This window comes from Hydrogenophaga soli, assembly GCF_054777695.1.
Genome location: NZ_BAAHAK010000001.1, coordinates 654,701 through 676,052 on the forward strand (window position 1 = coordinate 654,701; position 21,352 = coordinate 676,052).

The 21,352-nt window shown below is 67.0% G+C and carries 13 protein-coding genes; 5 read left to right on the plus strand and 8 right to left on the minus strand.

What is annotated here, in order from left to right; genetic code table 11:
- The first annotated feature begins 74 nt into the window (after nucleotides 1-74).
- The gene (locus ACYVB7_RS02990) at nucleotides 75-1,718 is read left to right on the plus strand and encodes a diguanylate cyclase (RefSeq protein ID WP_460505065.1); all 1,644 of its coding nucleotides are present in this window, start codon (nucleotides 75-77) and stop codon (nucleotides 1,716-1,718) included.
- On the opposite strand, the gene ACYVB7_RS02995 is transcribed toward ACYVB7_RS02990, so the two are convergent.
- A complete protein-coding gene (locus ACYVB7_RS02995) occupies nucleotides 1,694-2,926 on the minus strand; it encodes a PLP-dependent aminotransferase family protein (protein WP_460505066.1) in 1,233 nt (410 codons plus the stop codon). The genes ACYVB7_RS02990 and ACYVB7_RS02995 overlap by 25 nt on opposite strands.
- Before the next feature lie 109 nt (nucleotides 2,927-3,035).
- Between ACYVB7_RS02995 and ACYVB7_RS03000 the strand changes: the two genes are divergently transcribed.
- The 3 genes from ACYVB7_RS03000 to ACYVB7_RS03010 all read left to right on the plus strand — a co-directional run bounded on the left by ACYVB7_RS03000 (nucleotide 3,036) and on the right by ACYVB7_RS03010 (nucleotide 6,728).
- The gene (locus ACYVB7_RS03000; RefSeq protein WP_460505067.1) at nucleotides 3,036-3,500 is read left to right on the plus strand and encodes an Lrp/AsnC family transcriptional regulator; all 465 of its coding nucleotides are present in this window, start codon (nucleotides 3,036-3,038) and stop codon (nucleotides 3,498-3,500) included.
- A 70-nt stretch (nucleotides 3,501-3,570) separates the two neighbouring features.
- Nucleotides 3,571-4,770, plus strand: a complete 1,200-nt coding sequence (locus tag ACYVB7_RS03005) for an ATP-binding protein (protein ID WP_460505068.1) — start codon at nucleotides 3,571-3,573, stop codon at nucleotides 4,768-4,770.
- Nucleotides 4,767-6,728, plus strand: a complete 1,962-nt coding sequence (locus tag ACYVB7_RS03010; RefSeq protein WP_460505069.1) for an ATP-binding protein — start codon at nucleotides 4,767-4,769, stop codon at nucleotides 6,726-6,728. Before ACYVB7_RS03005 ends, ACYVB7_RS03010 begins: the two co-directional genes overlap by 4 nt.
- Here the strand turns inward: ACYVB7_RS03010 and ACYVB7_RS03015 are convergent.
- The 3 genes from ACYVB7_RS03015 to ACYVB7_RS03025 form a co-directional block, all read right to left on the minus strand.
- On the minus strand, nucleotides 6,717-7,622 hold the full coding sequence (locus ACYVB7_RS03015; RefSeq protein WP_460505070.1) for a transglutaminase family protein: 906 nt from the start codon (nucleotides 7,620-7,622) through the stop codon (nucleotides 6,717-6,719). The genes ACYVB7_RS03010 and ACYVB7_RS03015 overlap by 12 nt on opposite strands.
- Nucleotides 7,623-7,646: 24 nt before the next feature.
- Nucleotides 7,647-10,205 carry a circularly permuted type 2 ATP-grasp protein gene (locus ACYVB7_RS03020; RefSeq protein WP_460505071.1) on the minus strand — a complete coding sequence of 853 codons (2,559 nt, stop codon included), beginning with the start codon at nucleotides 10,203-10,205 and terminating at the stop codon, nucleotides 7,647-7,649.
- A 199-nt stretch (nucleotides 10,206-10,404) separates the two neighbouring features.
- Nucleotides 10,405-13,932: a transglutaminase family protein gene (locus ACYVB7_RS03025; protein WP_460505072.1), complete on the minus strand. Its 3,528-nt coding sequence runs from the start codon at nucleotides 13,930-13,932 to the stop codon at nucleotides 10,405-10,407.
- 76 nt (nucleotides 13,933-14,008) lie between these two features.
- On the opposite strand from ACYVB7_RS03025, the gene ACYVB7_RS03030 reads away from it, so the two are divergent.
- Nucleotides 14,009-16,738: a ComEC/Rec2 family competence protein gene (locus ACYVB7_RS03030; RefSeq protein ID WP_460505073.1), complete on the plus strand. Its 2,730-nt coding sequence runs from the start codon at nucleotides 14,009-14,011 to the stop codon at nucleotides 16,736-16,738.
- Here the strand turns inward: ACYVB7_RS03030 and ACYVB7_RS03035 are convergent, their stop codons facing one another.
- The 4 genes from ACYVB7_RS03035 to ACYVB7_RS03050 form a co-directional block, all read right to left on the minus strand.
- The gene (locus ACYVB7_RS03035; RefSeq protein ID WP_460505074.1) at nucleotides 16,739-17,749 is read right to left on the minus strand and encodes an inorganic phosphate transporter; all 1,011 of its coding nucleotides are present in this window, start codon (nucleotides 17,747-17,749) and stop codon (nucleotides 16,739-16,741) included.
- A 13-nt stretch (nucleotides 17,750-17,762) separates the two neighbouring features.
- Entirely contained in the window at nucleotides 17,763-18,410 is a 648-nt protein-coding gene (locus ACYVB7_RS03040) for a DUF47 domain-containing protein (RefSeq protein WP_460505075.1), read from the minus strand.
- Between the two features lie 122 nt (nucleotides 18,411-18,532).
- On the minus strand, nucleotides 18,533-19,846 hold the full coding sequence (locus ACYVB7_RS03045; protein ID WP_460505076.1) for a lytic murein transglycosylase: 1,314 nt from the start codon (nucleotides 19,844-19,846) through the stop codon (nucleotides 18,533-18,535).
- A gap of 120 nt (nucleotides 19,847-19,966) precedes the next feature.
- Nucleotides 19,967-21,334, minus strand: coding sequence for an MBL fold metallo-hydrolase (locus ACYVB7_RS03050; protein ID WP_460505077.1), 1,368 nt, complete (start codon nucleotides 21,332-21,334; stop codon nucleotides 19,967-19,969).
- Nucleotides 21,335-21,352 lie beyond the last annotated feature (18 nt).

Below are 21,352 nucleotides of genomic sequence, written 5' to 3' on the forward strand. Positions count from 1 at the left end.
TGGTGACACATGCCCCCCCGGGGCATGGGGACATACACTGCCGACATGTTCTGTGTGTTCAGGTCGGGTGGGTGATGAAACGGTTTCGCCATTGGTTGGGAGTGGCGGTGCTGGTCTGGGTGTGCGGCCTGGGCTGGGCCGCGCCTGCTCGTGCGGATGAATCACCGCTGCGGGTGCGGGTTCAGCTCAAGTGGTTTCACCAGTACCAGTTTGCAGGCTTTTACGCCGCGCTGGACCAAGGGTATTTCCGCGACGCCGGGCTGGACGTGGAACTGCTGGAGGGCGGACCGGACATTGACCCTGCCGACATCGTTTCCCGTGGCGATGCCGAGTTTGGCGTGGGCAACTCTTCGCTGTTGATCGATTTTCAGCGTGGGCGTCCGGTGGTGGCGGTGGCCGCCATTTTTCAGCACTCGCCCTTTGTCATCCTGGCGCGGACCGATCCCAAGTTGAGCAGCGTGTTGGACCTGGAGGGCCGCACCCTCATGGCCGAGGCCCATTCGGCCGAGCTGACCGCCTACCTCAAGAAGGCGGGCGTGAACCTGGACCGTGTGCGCCAGGTGCCCCACAGCGCCACCGTCAGCAGCCTGGTGGCCCCGGACCCCAACGGGGTGGATGCCATGACGGCCTATGTGTCCACCGAGCCGCTGGAGGCGCAGCAGCTTGGCGTGCCTTACCGCATCTTCAACCCCCGCGACCTGGGCATCGACTTCTATGGCGACACGCTGTTCACGTCCAAGGCGTTTGCCCGGCAGCACCCCCTGGCGGTGGCGGCCATGCGTGACGCGTTGGTGCGGGGGTGGCTCCATGCCAACCAGCATCCGTCGGAGATGGTGGACCTCATCGTCCAGCAGTACCGCTCTCGCAAGGACAAGGCGACCTTGGCGTTGGAGGCGCATGCCATGTTGGGGTTGTTCCAGTCGGATGTGGTGGAGATGGGCTACATGAGCCCTGAACGCTGGCAACGCATCGGGGAGGTGTTTGCCGACACCGGGCTGATCCCCGCGGCTTTCAAACTGGACGGCTTCCTGTTTGGGCATGAACGTCCGTTGCCCCCCTGGGTGCCCCGCCTGCTGGTGTGGGGCGGCCTGTTGCTGGTGGTGGGTGGGGGCGTGGTGGTGTACGTGGTGTCCATCAACCGCCGCTTGAGCCGCAGCCTGCAACAACTGGCCGTGGCCAACGACGAACTGGCCCGCCTGTCCACCACCGACGGCCTGACCGGCCTCTACAACCGCCGCCATTTCGACACCGTGCTGGCGCAGGAGCTGGCCCGCGCACGCCGCCATGGGCAGAGCCTGGCGCTGGTGCTGGTGGATGTGGACTTCTTCAAGGCCTACAACGATGCCTTGGGTCACCCCGCGGGGGATGCCTGCCTGCAGCAACTGGCCGAGGTGCTGCGCCGACACACCCAGCGTGCGGGCGAACTGGCCGCCCGCATCGGCGGGGAAGAGTTTGCGGTGCTGGCCAGCGGCCACTCCGACGCCCAGGCCCTGGCCTGGGCCGAGCGCATTCGCCAGGGTGTGGAGGCCTTGGCCTTGCCCCACCCGGAGGTCGCCACCGGGCATGTCACCATCAGCCTGGGGGTGGCCGTGATGGACCCGGGGCTACCGGGGGGCAGCGCCACCGATCTGCTCGCCGCGGCCGACGTGGCGCTCTACCAGGCCAAGGCGGCGGGACGCAACCGCGTCCACCTTCAAAGCACCGCGTCCAGCGCCTGAAGCAGCTGCGACATCTCCGCCGCCTGGGTGTAGTGCACAAACGAAAGCCGCAGCACCCCCGCCTGCGGGTTGAGCCCCAGGCCCTCCAACAGCCGCACGGCGTAGAAGTGGCTGGCCCCGCTGATGATGCCGTGCTGGGCCAGGCGTTGGGCCACATCCACCACCGAGTGGCGCAGGGGCAGCAGTGACACCGTGGCCGCGCGTTCGCTGGCGCGGTCGGGGCCCAACAGGCGCACGCGGGGGTCTTGCCGGGCAAAGTCCAGCAGCGTCTGCAGCAGGGGTTGTTCGGCGGACTGCATCAGCGCGTTCACGGCCTCGCGGGGTGCCTGCCCCGGGCTGCCGTGGGGGAAGTGGTGTGCGTACAGCGCGTCAAAGTAGTCCACCACCCCGGCGCTGGCGGCCACCTGGGCATGGTCGGGGCCTGCGGGCACAAACCACTTGTGGATGTGGGCCTCGTTGAAGTAATGGGCCTGGTTGCCCAGGTACTGCGCCGTGGCGTCCCGAATCACCATCAGGCCCTGGTGGGGGCCAAAGGTCTTGTACAGCGAAAACAGGTAGATGTCGGCCCCCAGGGCCTGCACGTCCGGGAAACCGTGCCCGGCGTAGGACACGCCGTCCACCACGGTGCGAGCCCCCACCGCATGTGCCAGGGCACACACCTCGGCCACCGGGTTGATCTGCCCCAGGATGTTGGAGCAGTGGGTGAACGCCACCACCTTGGTGCGGGCGCTCAGCAACGGCTGCAGCGCGGCCACGTGCAGCTGGCCGGTGGTGGGGTCCATGGACCATTCCTTGACCACGATGCCCTGGCGGGCCAGCCGTCGCCACACGCCGCTGTTGGCCTCGTGGTCCTGGTTGGTGACGATGATTTCATCCCCCGGTTGCAGGCGCTGGGCAAACGCCTGGGCCAGCACGTAGGTGTTCTGTGAGGTGGAGGGGCCCAGGTGCACTTCTTCCGGGCGCACGCCCAGGTAAGCGGCCAAACGCTCGTGGGCGCTGTCCATGGCCTGCCCGGCGGCCTGCGAGGCGGGGTGCACGCCATAGGGTTGCAGCTTGGTTTCGCGGTAGTAGCGGGTCAGCCGGGTTATCACCTGCTGGCAGGCGTAGGAGCCGCCCGCGTTGTCAAAAAAGGCCTGCCCGGCCAAGGAGGGTTCTTGGAATGCGGGGAACTGCTGCCGCACAAATTCGGTGTCGAGGGTGACGGTCATGGGGATGCCCAGAGGTGTGTGAAGGGCTTGATCTTAGGCATCCGGCCTCGCAATGTGCTTTCATTTGAGGCATAAAGCGGCACTTGTGTGCAACGAAATTTCTAAATCCATGGATTCAACGGCATTGGATGCCCTCGACGGCAAGATCATCGCGGCGTTGCGCCGCGATGGGCGGGTCAGCAACCTCGAACTGGCGACGCAGGTGGGGCTCTCCCCCTCGCAGTGCCTGCGCCGCGTGCGTCGGCTGGAAGACGCCGGGGTGATCCGCGGCTACACCGCCCTGATTGACGACGCCTGCCTGGGGTACGACATCGCGGCCTGGGTGGTCATCACCATCCGCAAAGGCACGGTGGGCAGCCGCGAGCGGGTGATGCACCTGCTGCAAAGCCACAGCGCGGTGGTCACCTGCCACGGCATCACCGGAGACGTGGATTTCCTGACCCAGGTGCGCGCCCGCAACATGGCCGCGTTCACCCGCTTCCTGGTGGACGAACTCAACGGCCACCCCGACATCCTCAGCACCCAGTCGTACATCTGCCTGGACACCGTCAAGTCTCCGGCGGGGGGCGTCTGAAGGGGTGGGTGGGGTTGGATTAAATACGTAGAAAGCAACGTACAATGAATTCGTTGTATTTGGAGGCGGTATGAAACCCATTCCCGGTGGACAGCTGGCGTTGGTCGACATCCTGGGGCGTGACGCCCTGATCGAGTCCCTCAAAACCACGCTGGAGGCGCAAAGTGTGCTCATGGTTGCCGAGCGGCGGGTGGGCAAGACGCATGTGCTGAACAAGTTCAAGGCCCAGGCACCTGCGGATTGGATCGTGGTGTACCGCGACATGGCGGCCATCCGTTCTGCGGCAGAGTTTGTGCAGAACGTGATGGAGGACCTGTACCCCCATCTGAATTCACAAACCAACTTTCGCAACTGGCTGCAAAGCCTGGGTGAACAAATGGGGTCTGCGCAGCTGGGGCCCGTCAAACTTCCCACCATTGCGCCCAAGCATTGGAAGCGGGTGTTGAGCGACGCCGTTGACCACCTTGAGGCGCAAGATAAAGCCAAGTGTGTGGTGTTCTTGTGGGATGAACTGCCATGGATGCTCCAGGCCATTGCCCAAACCAATGCCCAAGACGCCATGGAGCTGCTGGATGCCTTGCGTGCACTGCGCCAACGCCAGGGAACCAAGCTGCGCATGGTGTTCACCGGCTCCCTTGGTTTGCACCACATCGTGCGCGAGCTCAAGGCCAAGGGCTACAACAACACCCCCGTGAACGACATGTTTACGCTGGAAGTGCCCCCGCTGGACCTGGCGGATGCCCGCGGCCTGCTCCAACGCCTGTTTGCCGACAACCAACTGGGCATGGCCAACCCCGATGACTTTGACGCCATCGCCCGCCGCCTGGACTGCCTTCCCTACTACATCCACCATCTGGTGGCCGCCCTGTTGAAAGCCGGAGGGCCTTCGCAGTCCCCGTTGGCGGGGGCGCACATTGACCAAGTCATCACCCAAGGCATCCATTCCGCCGACAACCCGTGGGACTTGCAGCACTACGAAGAGCGCACCCAGTCTTACTACGGTAGCCAGCGGAACCAGGCCTTGGCCTTGCTGGATGCGGTGGCCAGCGCGGACCAACCGCTCACGCACAGGGAAGCCATCAACCGCGCCAAGGCCAGCCATCCGGCCACAGACCAACAGCAATGGCTGGAGTTGGCCCGTCTGCTGGAGCGAGACCACTACTTTTTGCGAACCGAAGACGGTTGCTTGCAGTTCAAGTTCTCGGTGGTGCAGCGTTGGTGGCTGTGGCACCGGGGTTTGCCAACACCCTCTGCAGGAGCCGCAGCATGAAAAAAGCCGCCGTGCCAGCCCCTGAAAGCCCCATGGACGAGGCCAACACCGCTACGGGCCGGGCGCTGTACCTGTCCCACTTCACCCCCAGCATGATGTCGCCCCACACGCTGGAGGCCATGCTGGTGCAGCGCGAACCCGTGTTGGCGCGGGGGGTGGACAACATCGTGGACAGCTTGTGCAGTGGCAGCGCCCACCATGCCTTGTTTGTGGGGCCGCGTGGCATTGGCAAAACCCACCTCATTGCCCTTATTCACCACCGTTTGTTGCAAACCCCGCTGGTGCAGGAAAAGGCGCTGATTGCGTGGATGCGCGAAGAGGAATGGGGGGTGACCAGCTTTTTTGAACTGGTCATGCGCTTGTTGCGCACGCTGGCCGTGACCCACCCGGGGTTGAACATTCCGGCGCGCACCGAGGCAATTTTGGACATGCCGCTCAAGACCGCAGAGCGTGAAGCCGAGGCCCTGCTGCTGGAGGTGTTGGGCGACAAGCGCTTGGTGGTGCTGCTGGAAAACCTGGACGACTTGTTTGAGCAACTGGGCGACAAGGGGCAAAAAGCACTGCGGGCCTTCCTGCAAAACCACCACAAGCTGATTTTGTGCTGCACCAGCCCTGCGCTGTTTGCCGGGGTGAGCCTGCAAAAGTCGGCGTTTTACGGCTTTTTTGACATTGAACTGCTCAAGGAACTCGACTTTGAGGATGTGGTGCAACTGCTCCACAAGGTGGCCACTGAACGGGGGGACACCGCGTTGGCGGATTTCATCGCCACCCCGGAAGGGCGTTCCCGCATCCGCGCGGTGCACCACTTGGCTGAAGGCAATCCGCGCATTTACATCATCTTTGCCCAGTTCTTGAGCAAAGAGGCGCTGGACGCCTTGGTGCCCGCCTTCATGCACACATTGGACGAACTCACGCCCTACTACCAGGCCCGCATGAAGGACCTTTCAGGGCAGCAACGAAAAATCGTGGAGTATCTGGTGAATTACCGGGGGGCTGCTCCGGTGAAGCAAATTGCCAAAAACTGCTTCATCACCCAGCAGACCTGTTCCAGTCAGCTGAAATTGTTGCGCGAGCGCCGTTACGTTCGCGCCATTGAGCAGGGGCGGGAAAGTTACTACGAACTGTGTGAACCCTTGATGCGCTTGTGCATGGAGGTCAAGCAACAACGCGGCGAGCCCATTGGTTTGTTTGTGGAAATGCTGCAAATCTGGTACAGCGAGTCAGAACTGCAGGACTGGCTCAATGCCCCACAGGAGTCTTCTGGGTTTGAGTTGCGTTATGTGGAAAAAGCGCTGGAAGGTTTGAAGAAGCAAGTTATTGATCCCAGGCTAAATGCTCAGCGTGCTGAGCTGAAACGATGCAATGGAAAAGATGAAGCGCTTGCAATATATCGAGAAGTTGCAGTCACAAAATCATCAAATATTTCGTCTGAAATTATTCGAAAATTAATGCTTATGCAGGGGGCGCGTTGGCCTGAATTTTGTCAATATATTGAAGATGATGTGGTTGGTTTTGCGTCTATTTTTGAGGTGGCTGTTAATGTTGGGTTGGTAGCGGTGAATCGGAAAAATGCTATTGATGTATATCGTAATGCGTTGTTTGTTCATTTGGGTTGTTTTAATTTGGGGTGTCATTTGTCGGATGAGGCTGAAAGTAATTTTGTTTTGTTGCTCACGAAGTATCCAGCGCATGCTGTTGCATGTGTATTAAATCCATCCATGTATACCGATCGAGAGGCTCGTAAGCGGTGGATTCCCCTGTTGTTGAATCTGATTTCCGCCAAGTCTACGAGTGTCAATGGAAAAAGGATGTTGGCAGTTTGGATTCGCATGTTCGCTGCCTACATTTCCCTGCTTGAAAGCAAAAGCGAAAAGGCTTTGCTGGAGCTGCCCGTGGAAGAGCGAAAGCTGCTGCTTCCGCTGCTGGCCCGTTACCAGGCCGATGCGTCAGCGGCTTAACGCCGCCGCCAACTCATCCGGCGGGGCCACCGTCACCGCCACCGACAGGCGGGGGCTGCCGCCGCCCTGGATCACGCCGCGCAGCGGCGACACGTCGCCGAAGTCGCGCCCCAGGGCCAGGGTGACGTGGGTTTCGGCGGGGCGGCCCAGGCCGCACAGGTCGTTGGTGGGGTCGAAGTCGGCCCAGCCCACCTCGGGGTCGTACACCTGCACCCAGGCATGGGAGGCGTCGGCCCCGATCAGGCGCGGTTTGCCCGGGGGCGGCTGCGTGAGCATGTAACCGCTGACGTAGCGGGCGGGCAGGCCCAGGCTTCGCAGGCAGCCGATCATGATGTGGGCAAAGTCCTGGCACACGCCTTTGCGCTGGGTGAGTGCGTCCAGCGTGGGGGTGTTGACGCCCGTGCTGCCGCTGGCGTAGGTCATTTCGGTGTGGATGCGGTGCATCAGCGCCGTGGCGGCGTCCAGCAGCGGCATGCCGGGTTCGAACACCGGGTGGGCAAAGTCGGCCAGCAGGCGGTGGCGCGGCACGTAGGGCGAGGCAAACACAAATTCAGCCGCAGGGTCGTAGGGGGCACCGGCGCGGTAGCGCAGGGCGTCGGCCACCGTGTCCCAGGGTTCGCCGGGGGGCAGGGTGTCGGGTACGGTGGTGTGCACCAGGCTGTCGGCCCGCACGGTCAACTCGGCATGGGGGCCGGGCAGGGTGAAGTGGCAGGCGGGGTTGCCGAAGGCGTCCACGCGGTCGCTGCGCTGGGCGGGGGCCGGGGTGATGCTCAGGCGGTGCTGTTGCACCGTCTGGCCCGGTTGGTCCACCGGGCTCAGGTGGGCCAGGTGCAGGGCCGTGACCACGGGCGGGTCGTAGCGGTAGGTGGTGTCGTGGACGATGCGCAGCAGCATGGCGTGGGCCGGGGTGGGGGCACTTCAGGCCAGCAGGCTGCGGTTGTCCCGCTCGGCGTGGCTGAAGTGCTGTTGGCTCAGGGCGTCGGACAGCTGGAAGGCCGAGGTTTCGCACGCGGCCAGCACGTCCAGCAGGTCGGCATGCTGGCCTTCGGCGTCGGGGGTGCTCAGGTGGGCCAGGTCCCATTGGCTGGGGTCGGGCAGGTCGGCGAACAGGCGCTGGGCAAATTCGGGGTCGCCTTGTTCCAGCTTGCGCAGGCGCGAGCGCAGGGTGTCCAGCACCCAGGCCAGGGAGCGGGGGTTGTCGCGGTTGATGAGCAGCAGGTCCAGCAGGGCCACCACGTCGCGCCGTTGCTGGTAGTGCGAGTGGAAGGTGATGGTGCTGTCGAACAGCGACACCAGGGCCTCAAAGCCCGCTGCGTCCAGCACGCTGCCGGTTTCAAAGGCCTGCCGCATGGCCTGGGCCAGGGTGGCCAGGCGTTCGATGTGGCGGCCAATGGACAGCAACCGCCAGCCGTTGTCGCGCACCATGCGGTCGGTCTGTGCGCCGGTGATGCCGGCCAGGGCCTCACTGGCTTCTTCCAGGGCGTTGAGGGCTTCTTGCGCGGCCGATTCGGTGTCGGCCCCCAGCACGCCGCATTGGTCGAGGAAGTTGAGTTCGGCCTGCTCGATCAGGTGGCGCTGCTCCTGGCTCAGGCGCTCGCGCACGTTGGCGGCGGCCAGGCGCAGTGCCCGCAGGTTGAACCCCACGCTGTAGGCCCCATCGGCATCGGCCAGCGCAGCGATGAGCGAGCGCTCGAACACGCGCTGCGCCCCGGGACCGGACATGCCGGGCACGTGGGCCGACACCAGCGCCTGGGCCTGGGCCTGCTGGGTCATCCAGGCTTGCAGCGGGCGGGTGGAGGGTTCTTCGTCGTGCAGGTTGCGCAGGATGACCTGGGCCAGGCGCACGGTGCTTTCGGCGCGTTCGGTGTAGCGGCCCAGCCAGAACAGGTTTTCGGCGGCGCGGCTGGTCACGGGGCGGCGGCTTTGCGCCAGCGCCAGGGTGGTGGGGGCGCTTTGCAGCAGGCTGGTGCGGTCCACCTCGCCTTCGGTCATGACCCAGCAGTCGGCGCTGCTGCCGCCGTGCTGCATGGAGGCCATGAGCTGCCCACGCGGGGCCAGCCGCACCAGGCCGCCGGGCAGCACGCGCCAGCTCTGCGGGCCGTCGGCCAGGGCGTAGACGCGCAGCATGGCGGCGCGGGGGGTGATCTGGTCACCGCTCCAGGTGGGGGTTTCGGACAGCGGCAGGTAGCTCTGGACGGTGTAGTCCTCGGGCTGCTGCACCATGCGTCCGGTCATCTGGTCCAGCGTGTCGGCGCTCAGGCTCTGGCCCATCAGGGTCTGCAAGGGCGAGTTGGGGTAGGTGGGCTTGATGACGCCGTGGCGCAGCTGCGGCAGCACCCGTTGCAGCGCCGCTGGTTCGCCGCACCACCAGGTGGGCAGGGCTTGCAGGATGAGCTCCTGGCCCAGCAGCTCGCGCGAGATGGCGGGCAAAAAGCCCAGCAGGGCGTTGGACTCCAGCAGCGCCGAGCCCGGGGCATTGGCCAGCAGCAGCTTGCCCGCCCGCACCACCTGCAGCAGGCCGGGCACGCCCAGGGCGGAATCGCTGCGCAGTTCCAGCGGGTCCAGCCACTCGTCGTCCAGGCGTTTGATGAGGGCGTCCACCGGCTCCAGGCCGGTGAGGGTCTTGAGGTACAGGCGCTGGTCGCGCACCGTCAGGTCGCTGCCCTCCACCAGGCTCAGGCCGAGGTAGCGGGCCAGGAAGGCGTGTTCGAAGTAGGTTTCGTTGTAGGGGCCGGGCGTCAGCAGGGCAATGCGGGCGTTGGGTCCGTTGGGGGCCATGGCGCGGATGCCGCTGACCAGCGCCTGGTAGCTGGCCGCCAGCCGCTGCACCTTCATGCCTGCAAAGGCCTTGGGGAACTGGCGGGCGATGGCGATGCGGTTTTCCAGCAGGTAGCCCAGCCCCGAGGGGGCCTGGGTGCGTTGCGACACCACGCGCCACTGGCCGTCGGGGCCGCGGGCCAGGTCAAACGCGGCCACGTTCAGCCAGGTGCCGCCCAGGGGCTGCACGCCCTGCATGGGGCGCAGGTAACCCGGGTGGCCTTGCACCAGGGCCGGGGGCAGCAGGGCTTTTTTCAGCAGCTGCTGCGGGCCGTAGAGGTCGGCCAGCATGGCATTGAGCAAGCGGGTGCGTTGCAGCACCCCAGCTTCGATGGTGGCCCAGCAGTCGGGCGACACCACCATGGGGAACAGGTCCAGCGACCAGGGGCGTTGGGTGCCGTGGTCGTCGGCGTAGACGTTGTAGGTGACGCCGTTGTCACGGATCTGGCGCGCCAGGCTCTGGGCGCGGCGGTTGAGTTCGCCCATGCCGTCCATGCCCACGTTCTGGAAAAACGATGCCCAGTGCGGGCGCATGCGGCCATCGGCCTCGCGCAGCTCGTCCAGGTGCCCCGGCGTGGCGCTGTGCGCCCATTCCAGGGCTTGGTCCACCGGGTCGGCGGGGGCATGCGGCGGAAAGAGAGGCAAGACGGGTTCGTTCACCGGAGGGCAGGGGTTGTGGACGGCAGTGGCCGTGGGCTTGGGTGCATTGTCACTCAATTGTAAAAAACCTGTCCAGCGCTTTGTTTATAAGCGCAAGCAGCTATTAATGTTGTAGCAGTGCGCCCGCCAGCACCCGCGACTGGGCGGGTGGGCTGGGGGTGGCCTGGGGCCCGGGCTGGGCCGCCAGGCGTGGGGCGCGTCAGCTGCGCAGGTCCAGCGTGAACGGGAACTCCAGGTTCACCTGCGGCGTGGGCACCTGCACCGTGCCGGGGGTGTGCCCCATCTGGAAGAAGCGCGCCAGGCGGCGGCTTTCGGCCTCGTAGGCGTTGATGGGGAAGGTGTCGTAGTTGCGCCCGCCCGGGTGGGCCACGTGGTACTGGCAGCCGCCCAGGGAGCGGTGGTTCCAGGTGTCCACGATGTCGAAGGTCAGCGGCCCGTGGGCGGCAATGCTGGGGTGCAGGCTGGACGGCGGGTTCCACGCCTTGTAGCGCACCCCGGCCACGTGTTGCCCCGCCACGCCCGTGGGCTGCAAGGGCACGGCGCGGCCATTGCAGGTGACCACGTAGCGGCGGTCGTTGTAGCCGGACACATGCACCTCCAGCCGCTCCAGCGACGAGTCCACATAACGCACGGTGCCGCCCACCGAGCCTTCTTCACCCATGACGTGCCAGGGCTCCAGCGCGTTGCGCAGCGTCAGCTCCATGCCGCGCACGGCCAGCTGGCCCACCAGCGGGAAGCGGAATTCGAAGTGCGGCTCGAACCACGCCATGTCGAAGGCGAAACCGGCGTGGTTCAGGTCGGCCAGCACGTCTTCAAAGTCCATGCGCACAAACGTGGGCAGCAGGAAGCGGTCGTGCAGCTCGGTGCCCCAGCGGCTCAGCTGCCCGCGCCAGGGTTGCTCCCAGAACTTGGCCACCAGTGCGCGCAGCAGCAGCTGTTGGGCGATGCTCATGCGGGCGTGGGGCGGCATTTCAAAGGCGCGCAGCTCCAGCAGGCCCAGGCGGCCCGTGGGACCGTCGGGGGAGAACAGCTTGTCGATGCAGAACTCGCTGCGGTGGGTGTTGCCGGTCACGTCCACCAGGATGTTGCGCAGCGTGCGGTCCACCATCCAGGGTGGCATCTGCTGCCCGTAGGTCTGGCGGTTGGCGTCGATCTGGTTGAGGGCAATTTCCAGCTCGTACAGCTGGTCGTTGCGCGCCTCGTCCACGCGGGGGGCCTGGCTGGTGGGGCCGATGAACAGGCCGCTGAACAAATAGCTCAAGGACGGGTGGTTGTGCCAGTAGGCCACCAGGCTGCCCAGCAGTTCGGGTTTGCGCAGGAAGGGGCTGTCGGCCGGGGTGGCCCCGCCCATCACGAAGTGGTTGCCGCCGCCGGTGCCGGTGTGGCGGCCATCGGTCATGAACTTCTCGGCGCACAGCCGCGTCTGGAAGGCCGCGTCGTACAGGAACTCGGTGTGTTCGACCAGCTCGGCCCAGTGGTGCGCGGGGTGGATGTTGACCTCGATCACGCCCGGGTCGGGGGTGACTTGCAGCATCTTCAGGCGCGGGTCGCGTGGGGGCGGGTAGCCTTCCAGCACCACCTTCACGCCCAGCTTCTCGGCGGTGGCCTCGATGGCGGCCAGCAGGTCCAGGTAGTCTTCCAGGCGGGCCAGCGGCGGCATGAACACGTACAGGTGGCTGGTTTTGCCGCCGTGTTTCACCTCGGCCTTGGGGCCGTTGGCGCGGTGGGGGTCGCGGGCTTCCACACACAGGGCGGTGCGGGTGAGCCAGGCGGCCGATTCGCCGCGCTGCGGGTAGCGGCCTTCAGCAGGGCGGCCCGGCGTGGCCACGTTGCCCATGCCGTCGCCGTTGTAGGCCTGGGCGGGCGGGGCCTGGCTGGGGTCTGCTGGCACATAGGCACTGCCTTGCAGCGACACCACGCCGCCTTCGGCAAAACCACCGCCCACGGTGTGGGCCTGATAGGCCGTGCCACCCGTGTTCAACCCGGCATATTGCGCCTTGATGGCCGTGCCCTCGGGCAGGGCATCGCGCGGGGCGCTGGGGTCTTGTTCGATGTGGTACGGGTAGTCCGCCGCCGACACCCAGGGCAGCGAGTCCAGCGGCAGGCGGTAGCCCATGGGCGAGTCGCCGGGGATGAGGTACATGCGCTCGTCGCGGAAGAACCAGGGGCCGGTGGTCCACACCGTGCCGCTCAGGCGCGGTTTGGCGTTGGCCTGGCCCTGGTTGGCCTGGACGGGCAGCACATAACCCACCACCGACTCCAGCCCCTGGCTGAACACGCGGCGCAGGCGCACGCGCTCCAGCTCGTCGCCCAGCTTGGAGTCGAACGGGTCCACGTTGACCGGCAGCTTGCGTTCGCGCCACAGGTAGTACCAGGTGTCCTCGTAACCGGGGGTGATGTACTGGGTGGACAGGCCCAGCTTGCGCGCCAGCGTCTGGGTGAAGCGGCGGGCGTCGTCGGCGGTGTACTGGGCCGGGTCGCGCTCGTCGGCAAACAGCGCGGGGTTGTGCCAGGTGGGCTGGCCGTCGGCCCGCCAGAAGATCGACAGGGCCCAGCGCGGCAGCTGCTCGCCCGGGTACCACTTGCCCTGGCCCAGGTGCAAGAAGCCGCCGTCGCCGTACTCGGCCCGCAGGCGGTGCACCAGCTCGGTGGCGTAGCCGCGCTTGGTGGGGCCCAGGGCATCGGTGTTCCATTCGGCGGCGTCGCGGTCGGAGGTGGCCACAAACGTGGGTTCACCCCCCATGGTCAGGCGCACGTCGCCAGCCTCCAGGCGCTGGTCCACGGTCTCGCCCAGGGCGGTGATGGCCTGCCACTGCGCGTCAGAGTAGGGCGCGGTGACGCGGGGCGACTCGTACACCCGCGTGACCTGCATGTGGTGGGCAAAGCTCACCTCGCACTCGTCCAGTCCGCCCTCGATGGGTGCGGCGCTGGAGGGCTGCGGCGTGCAGGCCAGCGGAATGTGGCCTTCCCCGGCCAGCAGACCGCTGGTGGGGTCCAGCCCGATCCAGCCCGCGCCAGGCAGGAAGACCTCACACCAAGCGTGCAGGTCGGTGAAGTCGGCCTCGGGGCCGCTGGGGCCGTCGATGGATTTCACGTCAGGCGTGAGCTGGATCAGGTAGCCCGACACAAACCGTGCCGCCAGCCCCATGTGGCGCAGCAGCTGCACCAACAGCCAACCACTGTCGCGGCAGGAGCCGGTGCGCAGGGTCAGCGTTTCCTCGGGCGTCTGCACGCCCGGCTCCATGCGGATGGTGTAGCCAATGTCGCCTTGCAGGCGCTGGTTGATGTCCACCAGAAAGTCGATGGTGCGCCGCTTTTCACGCGAAATGCCGTCCAGGTAGGCCTGCACCCGGGGCGTCAGCGGCTCGGTGGCCAGGTAGGGGGCCAGTTCCTTGCGCTGGTCGGCGCTGTAGCCGAAGGGGAAGTTCTCGGCCTGCGGCTCCAGGAAGAAGTCGAAGGGGTTGTACACCGCCATTTCCACCACCAGGTCCACCGTGACCTTGAACTCGCGCGTGGCCTCGGGGAACACCAGCCGCGCCTGGTAGTTGGCAAACGGGTCTTGCTGCCAGTTGATGAAGTGCTCCCCCGGCTCGATGCGTTGGCTGTACGACAGCACCTTGGTGCGGCTGTGCGGCGCAGGGCGCAGACGCACCACCTGGGGGCCGAGCTTCACCAGCCGGTCGTAGGAATAATGGGTGACGTGGTTCAGGGCGACGTGGATGGCCATGCCTGGGACTTTCTGCGAGGGAGAAACAAATGGGTCAACACATTGTGAACGTCTTGTGTGTAGCAAGTCCTGCGCCATGACGCATCGCTGGGTCAAACAGGCTTCCCGCGCCGGGCTGCCGCTGGCCTGGTTGTGGCCTGCGGCCTTGTGCGGGTGGGTGCTGGGCACGGTGGCGGTGGTGTGGCAGCCCCAGTTGTGGGTGGCTGATGTTTACAAGGTTTTTTGGCTTCTAGCGCTTTTTCTGATTGCACTGGCAGCTCTTGTTTTGGGAGTCTTCAGGCAGCGCTCCCCTGCGCCCTGGCAACCGGGTGGGGTGGCGCTGGTGGCCACCTGGGGGTTGATGCTGATGGGGTCCGCCGGGCTGACCGGGCAGCGTGCACTGACGCAACAGGCCCAGTGGTTGCCCCCGGCCTGGGAAGGAAAGACCCTGCAACTGGAAGGCCGTGTGGCCGCCGTGCCCACCGCCACGCCCCTGGGCTGGCGGGTGCTGCTGGACGTGCAGCGCATCCTCACCCCCGGCGCGCCCACGCCCGAGCGGGTGCTGCTGTTCTGGCCCGTGGCCGCCAAGCCGCAGGCCCCTGCCGACCCCGGCGCCACCCCCGGCCCGCATGCCGACGAGGTGTGGCGCCTGAGCGTGCGCCTGCGCCGCCCCCACGGGCTGGCCAACCCGCATGGGTTTGACAGCGAGTTGTGGATGTGGGAGCAGGGCCTGGCCGCCACCGGCTCGGTGCGCCAGGGCCGTGCCGACCCGCCGCCCCAGCGCCTACAGGCGGCGGGCTGGGGGCTGCAACCGCTGCGCGAAGCCGTGCGCGACCGCATCCAGCGCACGCTGTTGGCCGACCCACCCAAACCATCCAGTCCGCCCGACGCTGCGGCCCACCCTCCGTCGGCGCAGGCCCCCACGCCCGATCGCCTGCGGGTGGCCGCGGTGTTGTCGGCCCTGGTCATGGGCGACCAAAGCGCCATTGCGCAGGCCGATTGGGACGTGTTCCGCGCCACCGGCGTGGGACATTTGGTGAGTGTGTCGGGCCTGCACATCACGCTGTGGGCGTGGTTGATGACCTTGGCCGTGGCGCGGCTGTGGCGGGCCTTGCCCCGTTGGGCACCCGTTTGGGGCGTGCGCCTGCTGTGGCGCTGCCCGGCGCCCACCGCTGCGGCCTGGGGCGGGTTGGCGCTGGCCGCAGCCTATGCGGCGTTTGCCGGTTGGGGCGTGCCTGCCCAGCGCACCCTGGTGATGCTGGCGGTGGCCACCCTGCTGCGGCAAGGTGCGCGGCGCTGGCCCGGGGCTTTGGTGATGCTCACCGCCCTGGCCGCGGTGCTGGCCTGGGACCCCTGGGCGGTGCTGCAAGCGGGTTTTTGGCTCAGCTTTGGTGCAGTGGCGGTGTTGATGAGCGCCGACACCCGCCCCATGCTGCCGATGTCAGACCTTGATGGCCTCGATGCGCCCGCCCCACCAGGCCCATGGACCCAGCGCTGGCAGGCGGTGAAAGACGGCGTGCACACCCAGACCCGCCTCACCGTGGTGCTGGCCCCGCTCACGCTGCTGCTGTTCGGGCAGGTGTCGGTGGTGGGCTGGCTGGCCAACCTGGTGGCCATTCCGGCGGTCACGTTGTTCATCACCCCGCTGGCGCTGGCCGGGGTGCTGTGGTCCGGCCTGTGGACGCTGGCCGCCGGGGTGTTGGAGGCAGGCATGGCGGGCCTGGGCTGGTTGTCCACCTGGCCGGGGGCCAGCGTGCAAGGGGCCGTGCCGCCGCTGGGCTGGGGCGTGCTGGCGGTGCTGGGGGCGTGGGTGGCCGTGTTGCCCTGGCCGCCGGGCGTGCGCGTGCTGGGCCTGCTGGCGCTGCTGCCCGCCGTTGTGTGGCAGGCCCCGCGCCCGGCGTGGGGTCAGTTCGAGCTGCTGGCCGCCGACGTGGGGCAGGGCAGCGCGGTGCTCATCCGCACCGCCCATGCCAGCGTGTTGTACGACGCCGGTCCGCGTTGGGGCCCGGGCAGCGATGCCGGTCAGCGCGTGCTGCTGCCGCTGCTGACGGCGTTGGGCGAACAGCCCAGTCACCTGGTCCTGAGCCACCGCGACGCCGATCATGTGGGCGGTGCCCCTGCGCTGCTGCGCACCTGGCCCCGGCTGCAGGTGTGGGCCAGTTTTGCCCCCCAGGCCCTGGCGGGCGTGGCCGATTGGCCCGCCAGCCCACCCGCGCACTGGCAAGCCTGCTGGGCGGGGCAGGGCTGGACGCAGGACGGCGTGCGTTTTGAATGGCTGCACCCCAGCCCCGATCTGCACCTGCCGGAGCGCGACACCAACAACCGCTCGTGTGTGCTGCGCGTGCAGGGGCAGGGCGCTGCGGCCCTGCTCACCGGCGACCTGGACGCCGCACACGAGGCTGCGCTGGTGGCCCGGCAGGTGGCGGCCCAGGGTGCCGAGCCCCGTGGCGATTCAAGCGCCAGTGCCAAGGCCGATCTGACGGCTGACTTGAAGGCCGACCTGTTGATGGCCCCGCACCACGGCAGCCGCCACTCGTCCAGCCCCGCGCTGTTGCAGGCGGTGCAGCCGCGCTGGGTGGTGGCGCAGGCGGGTTACCGCAACCGCTACGGCCACCCGGCCCCCGAGGTGCTGGCGCGGTACCAGGCCCAGGGTGTGCCCTGGCGAACCTCCCCCGACTGCGGTGCCGCCCGTTGGCGCAGCGACCAACCCGAGCGCCTGCACTGCTGGCGTGACGAGCAGCCCCGGCACTGGCAACCCATGGCGCTGCGGCGTGCCGTGGAACACGACAGCCCGGCGGCGGATGACAACGCGGGGCCCGACGGCTGATCAGAACAGCAGCATGCTCAGGCCGTAGGCCACGGCGGCCACGAAGGCGCTGGCCGGGATGGTGAAAATCCAGGCCCACACGATGTTGCCCGCCACACCCCAGCGCACGGCGCTGGCCCGTTGGGTGGAGCCCACGCCCACAATGGCCCCGGTGATGGTGTGGGTGGTGGAAACCGGAATGCCCAGTGCCGTGGCCAGGAACAGCGTCATGGCCCCGCCGGTTTCGGCGCAGAAACCGCCCACGGGCTTGAGCTTGGTGATCTTCTGGCCCATGGTCTTGACGATGCGCCACCCCCCGAACATGGTGCCCAGGCCAATGGCCGCGTAGCAGCTGATGATGGTCCAGGTGGGGGGGGTGGAATCACCCGCCTCGGCATAACCGGTGGCGATGAGCAGCATCCAGATGATGCCGATGGTCTTTTGCGCGTCGTTGCCGCCGTGGCCCAGGCTGTAGGCCCCGGCTGACACCAGTTGCAGGCGGCGGAACCAGCGGTCCACCTTGGACGGGCGGGTGCGGCGGAAGATCCAGGCCACGGCCACCATCATCAGCGAGCCCAGCACAAAGCCCAGCAGCGGCGACACGAAGATGAAGGCCACGGTTTTCAGCACACCGCCCGACACCAGCGAGCCCACGCCCGACTTGGCAATGACCGAGCCCACAATGCCCCCGATGAGCGCGTGCGACGAGCTGCTGGGGATGCCGTAGTACCAGGTGATGGTGTTCCAGCTGATGGCGCCCACCAGGGCCCCGAAGACCACATGCACATCCACCACCCCCGGCATCACGATGCCCTTGCCCACGGTGGCGGCCACGCTGAGCTTGAAGATGAAGATGGCGACGAAGTTGAAGAAGGCGGCAAACACCACGGCTTGCGCCGGTTTGAGCACGCCGGTGGAGACGACGGTGGCGATGGAGTTGGCCGCATCGTGGAAGCCGTTCATGAAATCGAACAGCAACGCCAGCGCGACCAACAGCACCACCACCCAGAGAGCGACCTGAACGGTTGACATGGGTGCCCTCGGATCAGGAGTTTTCGAGCACGATGCCTTCGATCTGCACGGCCACCAGCTCGCACTTGTCGGAGACGGATTCCAGCAGCTCGTAAATGGCCTTGAGCTTGATGAGCTCGCGCACATCGGCCTCTTCGCGGAACAGCTTGCTCATGGCGGTGCGCATCACGCGGTCGGCGTCGGATTCGAGGCGGTCGATTTCGTCGCAGGTTTTCAGGGCGGCTTCGGCCACGGCGGGGTCGGCGATTTTTTCCAGCATGCCCACGGCGTTCTTGACCCGCTCGGCGCACTTGACGTTGATTTCGGTCAGACGCGTCATGGCTTCGGTCATGGTGTGCACGTCGTACAGGGCCATGGTTTCGGCGCAGTCCTGGATCATGTCCACCACGTCGTCCATGGTGTTGATGAGGCCGTGGATCTGTTCGCGGTCAATCGGGGTGATGAAGGTGGTGTGGATGGCGCGGTTCACCTCGATGGTGATGCGGTCGGCGGCGCTTTCGGCGCGGTCCACGTCTTGGCCGTGTTTGTCGCGCAGGGATGAATCTGCGTAATTGGCCACCAGTTGCGAGAAGGCATGTGCAGCCTCGACCACATGGGTGGCATGTTGGTTGAACATTTCAAAAAAATTGCCTTCTTTGGGCAACAGCTTCCCAAACAACATGGTGGGCTCCGGAAAAAAGTGGGGGTGATGCAGCCCGTCGCCCGGGTCGGGGCGTGACGGGAATGTGTCGGTATGACAAACCTGTGAATTTTACCCGCCGCCTGCGGGTGCTCAGGGGGCTGTCAGCGGGCGTTCAGGGCCTGCAGCAGGCGTTGCCCGGCCCGCCCGGTGACCGCGTGGCCCAGGCGGGTCTGTTCGGCCCGGATGGCGGCGCGGCTTTTGTCGCCCAGCATGCCGTCAATGGTGCCGATGTCGTGGCCCTTCAGTTGCAGCAGGGCTTGCAGCTCGCGCCGCTGGGCGCGGGACAGGCCCAGGTCGTCGGTGGGCCAGGGTGTGACAAAGGCGGGGGCTCCGCGCATGCGGTCGGCCAGGTGGGCAATGGCCAGGCCGTAGCTTTCGGCGGCGTTGTAGCTGTAGATGGCGTCGAAGTTGCGGCTGACCAGGAACAACGGCCCCACCTCGCCCTGTGGTCCCTTGGGGGCCATCAGGCCCAGCGGGGTGTCGGGCGGGAACACGGCGGACAGCGGCCTGCCGTCGGCGGTGCGCAGCCCGCGTTCCGCCCAGGTGGCGGCGCTGCGTTTGGTCTTGCGCCCTTCGCCTTGCAGGCTGGCGGCATTGGCCTGGGGCCACACCACCTCCACCCCCCAGGCCAGCCCGGGCGTCCAGCCCGCTTGCTTGAGGAAGTGGGCGGTGGAGGCCAGGGCGTCGGGCACGCTGGCGGTGAGGTCGCGGCGGCCGTCGCCGTCAAAGTCCACGGCCAGCCGCTCGTAGGTGGTGGGCATGAACTGGGTGTGGCCAAAGGCCCCGGCCCACGAGCCCACCAGCGCCTCGGGGGCCACGTCGCCCGCCTGGGCAATGCGCAGGGTGGCAAACAGTTCTTTCTGGAAGAACGCTTGGCGGCGGCCCGCACAACTGAGCGTGCCCAGCGCCTGCACCAGCGGGTAGCGGCCAAAACCCTGGCCGAAGTTGCTCTCCACGCCCCACACCGCCACCACGGTGGCGGCGGGGACGCCGTAGGTTTGCTCCACACGCTGGAGGGTGTCGGCATGGTCGGCCAGGCGCTGGCGGCCATCGGCCACGCGCTCGTCGTCCACCAGGGCGGCCATGTAGTCCCAGATGGGGGTTTTGAACTCGGGCTGGTTGTCCAGTTTGTCCAGCACCGAGGGGTCGGGCTGCACCCCGGCCAGCAGGCGGCTCCAGGTGTCGGGGCGCACGCCGTTGTGCTGGGCCACGGGTTGCAGGCGTTGCAGGCAGTCGGTCCAGGCGCGGTCGCTGAGCGCGGCGGGGGCGGATGAGGCGGACGCTGAGGTGGTGGCGCTGGCGGAGGTCTGGGCCTGCGCGGGCACGGCGGCGGCGCAGGCCAGGCCCAGCAGCACCCATGCGGGCAGGGATGGGCGGGTCAGGCGGGGGCGGAAGGAGGGCAGCAAAGCAGGCATGTTTACAAGGAAAATTGGCTTCCAGCGCTTATATATAAAGCGCAAGCAGCTATGAAATTTGATGTTTTGCGGCGAGAGCGTGTGGGTGGCGCGGTGCGGACGGGGTGCCTGTGCCGTGGCTCAGGCGGCCCAGGTGGCACCGTGTTCGGGCACGGTCACGGTGGTGGTGGCCCCGCCGGCCTGGATGCGTTGGCGCAGCTGGTCGGACGCTTCCGGGTCGCCGTGCACCACAAACACCTGCTGCGGTGGGTGGGGCATGGCATTCAGCCAGGCCAGCAGTTGCGAGGCGTCGGCATGCGCCGAGGCCGAGGCCAGGGTGACGCACTCGGCCCGCACCGGGATGTCTTGCCCGTGCATGCGCAGGGTGGGGGCGCCTTGCGCGAGGATGGCCCCGCGGGTGCCCGGGGCCTGGTAGCCGGTGAGGATGACCATGTTGCGGTGGTCGGGCAGGGCCTGGGCCAGGTGGTGCAGCACCCGCCCGCCGGTGGCCATGCCGCTGGCCGAGAGGATGACCTTGGGCCCCATGCGCTGGGCAATGGCTTTGGATTCATCCACCGTGGCCGTCATGGTGGCGGCGTGTTCCATGGCGTGGCATTCGGTGGCGCTGAGGCGGTGTTCGCCCAGGTGCTGGCCGTACAGCCCGGTGGTGTGGATGGCCATGGGGCTGTCGAGGTAGAGGGGCAGGTGCCGTGGCAGCGCCCCCTGGGCCTTGAGTTGCGCCAGCGTGTGCAGCAGCGCCTGTGCCCGGCCCACGGCAAACACCGGCACCACGGCGGTGCCGCCACGGTTGGCCACGCGCAACAGCGCGGGCAGCAGTTCCTCGGCCAGGTGTTCCTCCGGGTGGGTGCGGTCGCCGTAGGTGGACTCCAGCAGCACCGTGTCGGCCTGCGGCGGGGTTTCGGGAGGAAGCATCAGCACGTCGTCGGGGCGGCCCAGGTCACCCGAGAACAGGATGCGCCGCCCGCCCACCTCCAGCAGCAGGCTGGCGGCGCCCAGGATGTGGCCTGCGCCCTGAAAGCGCGCGGTCCAGCCGGGAATGGGCTCGAAGCTTTCATGCAAGTGGGTGGCCTTGACGTGCTTCAGGCTGCGCCGGGCGTCGTCCTCGGTGTACAGCGGCAGGGCCGGGTTGTGTTTGGAAAAGCCCTTGCGGTTGGCAAAGGCGGCGTCGTCTTCCTGGATGTGGCCGCTGTCGGGCAGCAGGATCTGGAGCAGGTCGCGCGTGGCGCTGGTGCACCACACCTTGCCTTTGAAGCCCTCGCGCACCAGCAGGGGCACGTAGCCGCTGTGGTCCAGGTGGGCGTGGGTGAGGACCACGGCGTCCACATGGTTGGGCTCCACCGGCAGGGGCCGCCAGTTGCGCAGGCGCAGCTGTTTGTAGCCCTGGAACAGCCCACAGTCCACCAGCAGTTGCCGCCCTCCGTGTTGCACGAGGTACTTGGAGCCGGTGACGGTACCGGCTCCACCCAGGAAGGTGATGTTGACGCTCATGGGCACAGTGTAGACACC

Excerpts from the sequence above, each read along its gene's own strand:
- ACYVB7_RS02990 (WP_460505065.1), top strand. The coding sequence starts at position 75 with ATGAAACGGTTTCGCCATTGGTTGGGAGTGGCGGTGCTGGTCTGGGTG.
- ACYVB7_RS02995 (WP_460505066.1), bottom strand. The coding sequence starts at position 2,926 with ATGACCGTCACCCTCGACACCGAATTTGTGCGGCAGCAGTTCCCCGCA.
- ACYVB7_RS03000 (WP_460505067.1), top strand. The coding sequence starts at position 3,036 with ATGGATTCAACGGCATTGGATGCCCTCGACGGCAAGATCATCGCGGCG.
- ACYVB7_RS03005 (WP_460505068.1), top strand. The coding sequence starts at position 3,571 with ATGAAACCCATTCCCGGTGGACAGCTGGCGTTGGTCGACATCCTGGGG.
- ACYVB7_RS03010 (WP_460505069.1), top strand. The coding sequence starts at position 4,767 with ATGAAAAAAGCCGCCGTGCCAGCCCCTGAAAGCCCCATGGACGAGGCC.
- ACYVB7_RS03015 (WP_460505070.1), bottom strand. The coding sequence starts at position 7,622 with ATGCTGCTGCGCATCGTCCACGACACCACCTACCGCTACGACCCGCCC.
- ACYVB7_RS03025 (WP_460505072.1), bottom strand. The coding sequence starts at position 13,932 with ATGGCCATCCACGTCGCCCTGAACCACGTCACCCATTATTCCTACGAC.
- ACYVB7_RS03030 (WP_460505073.1), top strand. The coding sequence starts at position 14,009 with ATGACGCATCGCTGGGTCAAACAGGCTTCCCGCGCCGGGCTGCCGCTG.
- ACYVB7_RS03035 (WP_460505074.1), bottom strand. The coding sequence starts at position 17,749 with ATGTCAACCGTTCAGGTCGCTCTCTGGGTGGTGGTGCTGTTGGTCGCG.
- ACYVB7_RS03040 (WP_460505075.1), bottom strand. The coding sequence starts at position 18,410 with ATGTTGTTTGGGAAGCTGTTGCCCAAAGAAGGCAATTTTTTTGAAATG.
- ACYVB7_RS03045 (WP_460505076.1), bottom strand. The coding sequence starts at position 19,846 with ATGCCTGCTTTGCTGCCCTCCTTCCGCCCCCGCCTGACCCGCCCATCC.
- ACYVB7_RS03050 (WP_460505077.1), bottom strand. The coding sequence starts at position 21,334 with ATGAGCGTCAACATCACCTTCCTGGGTGGAGCCGGTACCGTCACCGGC.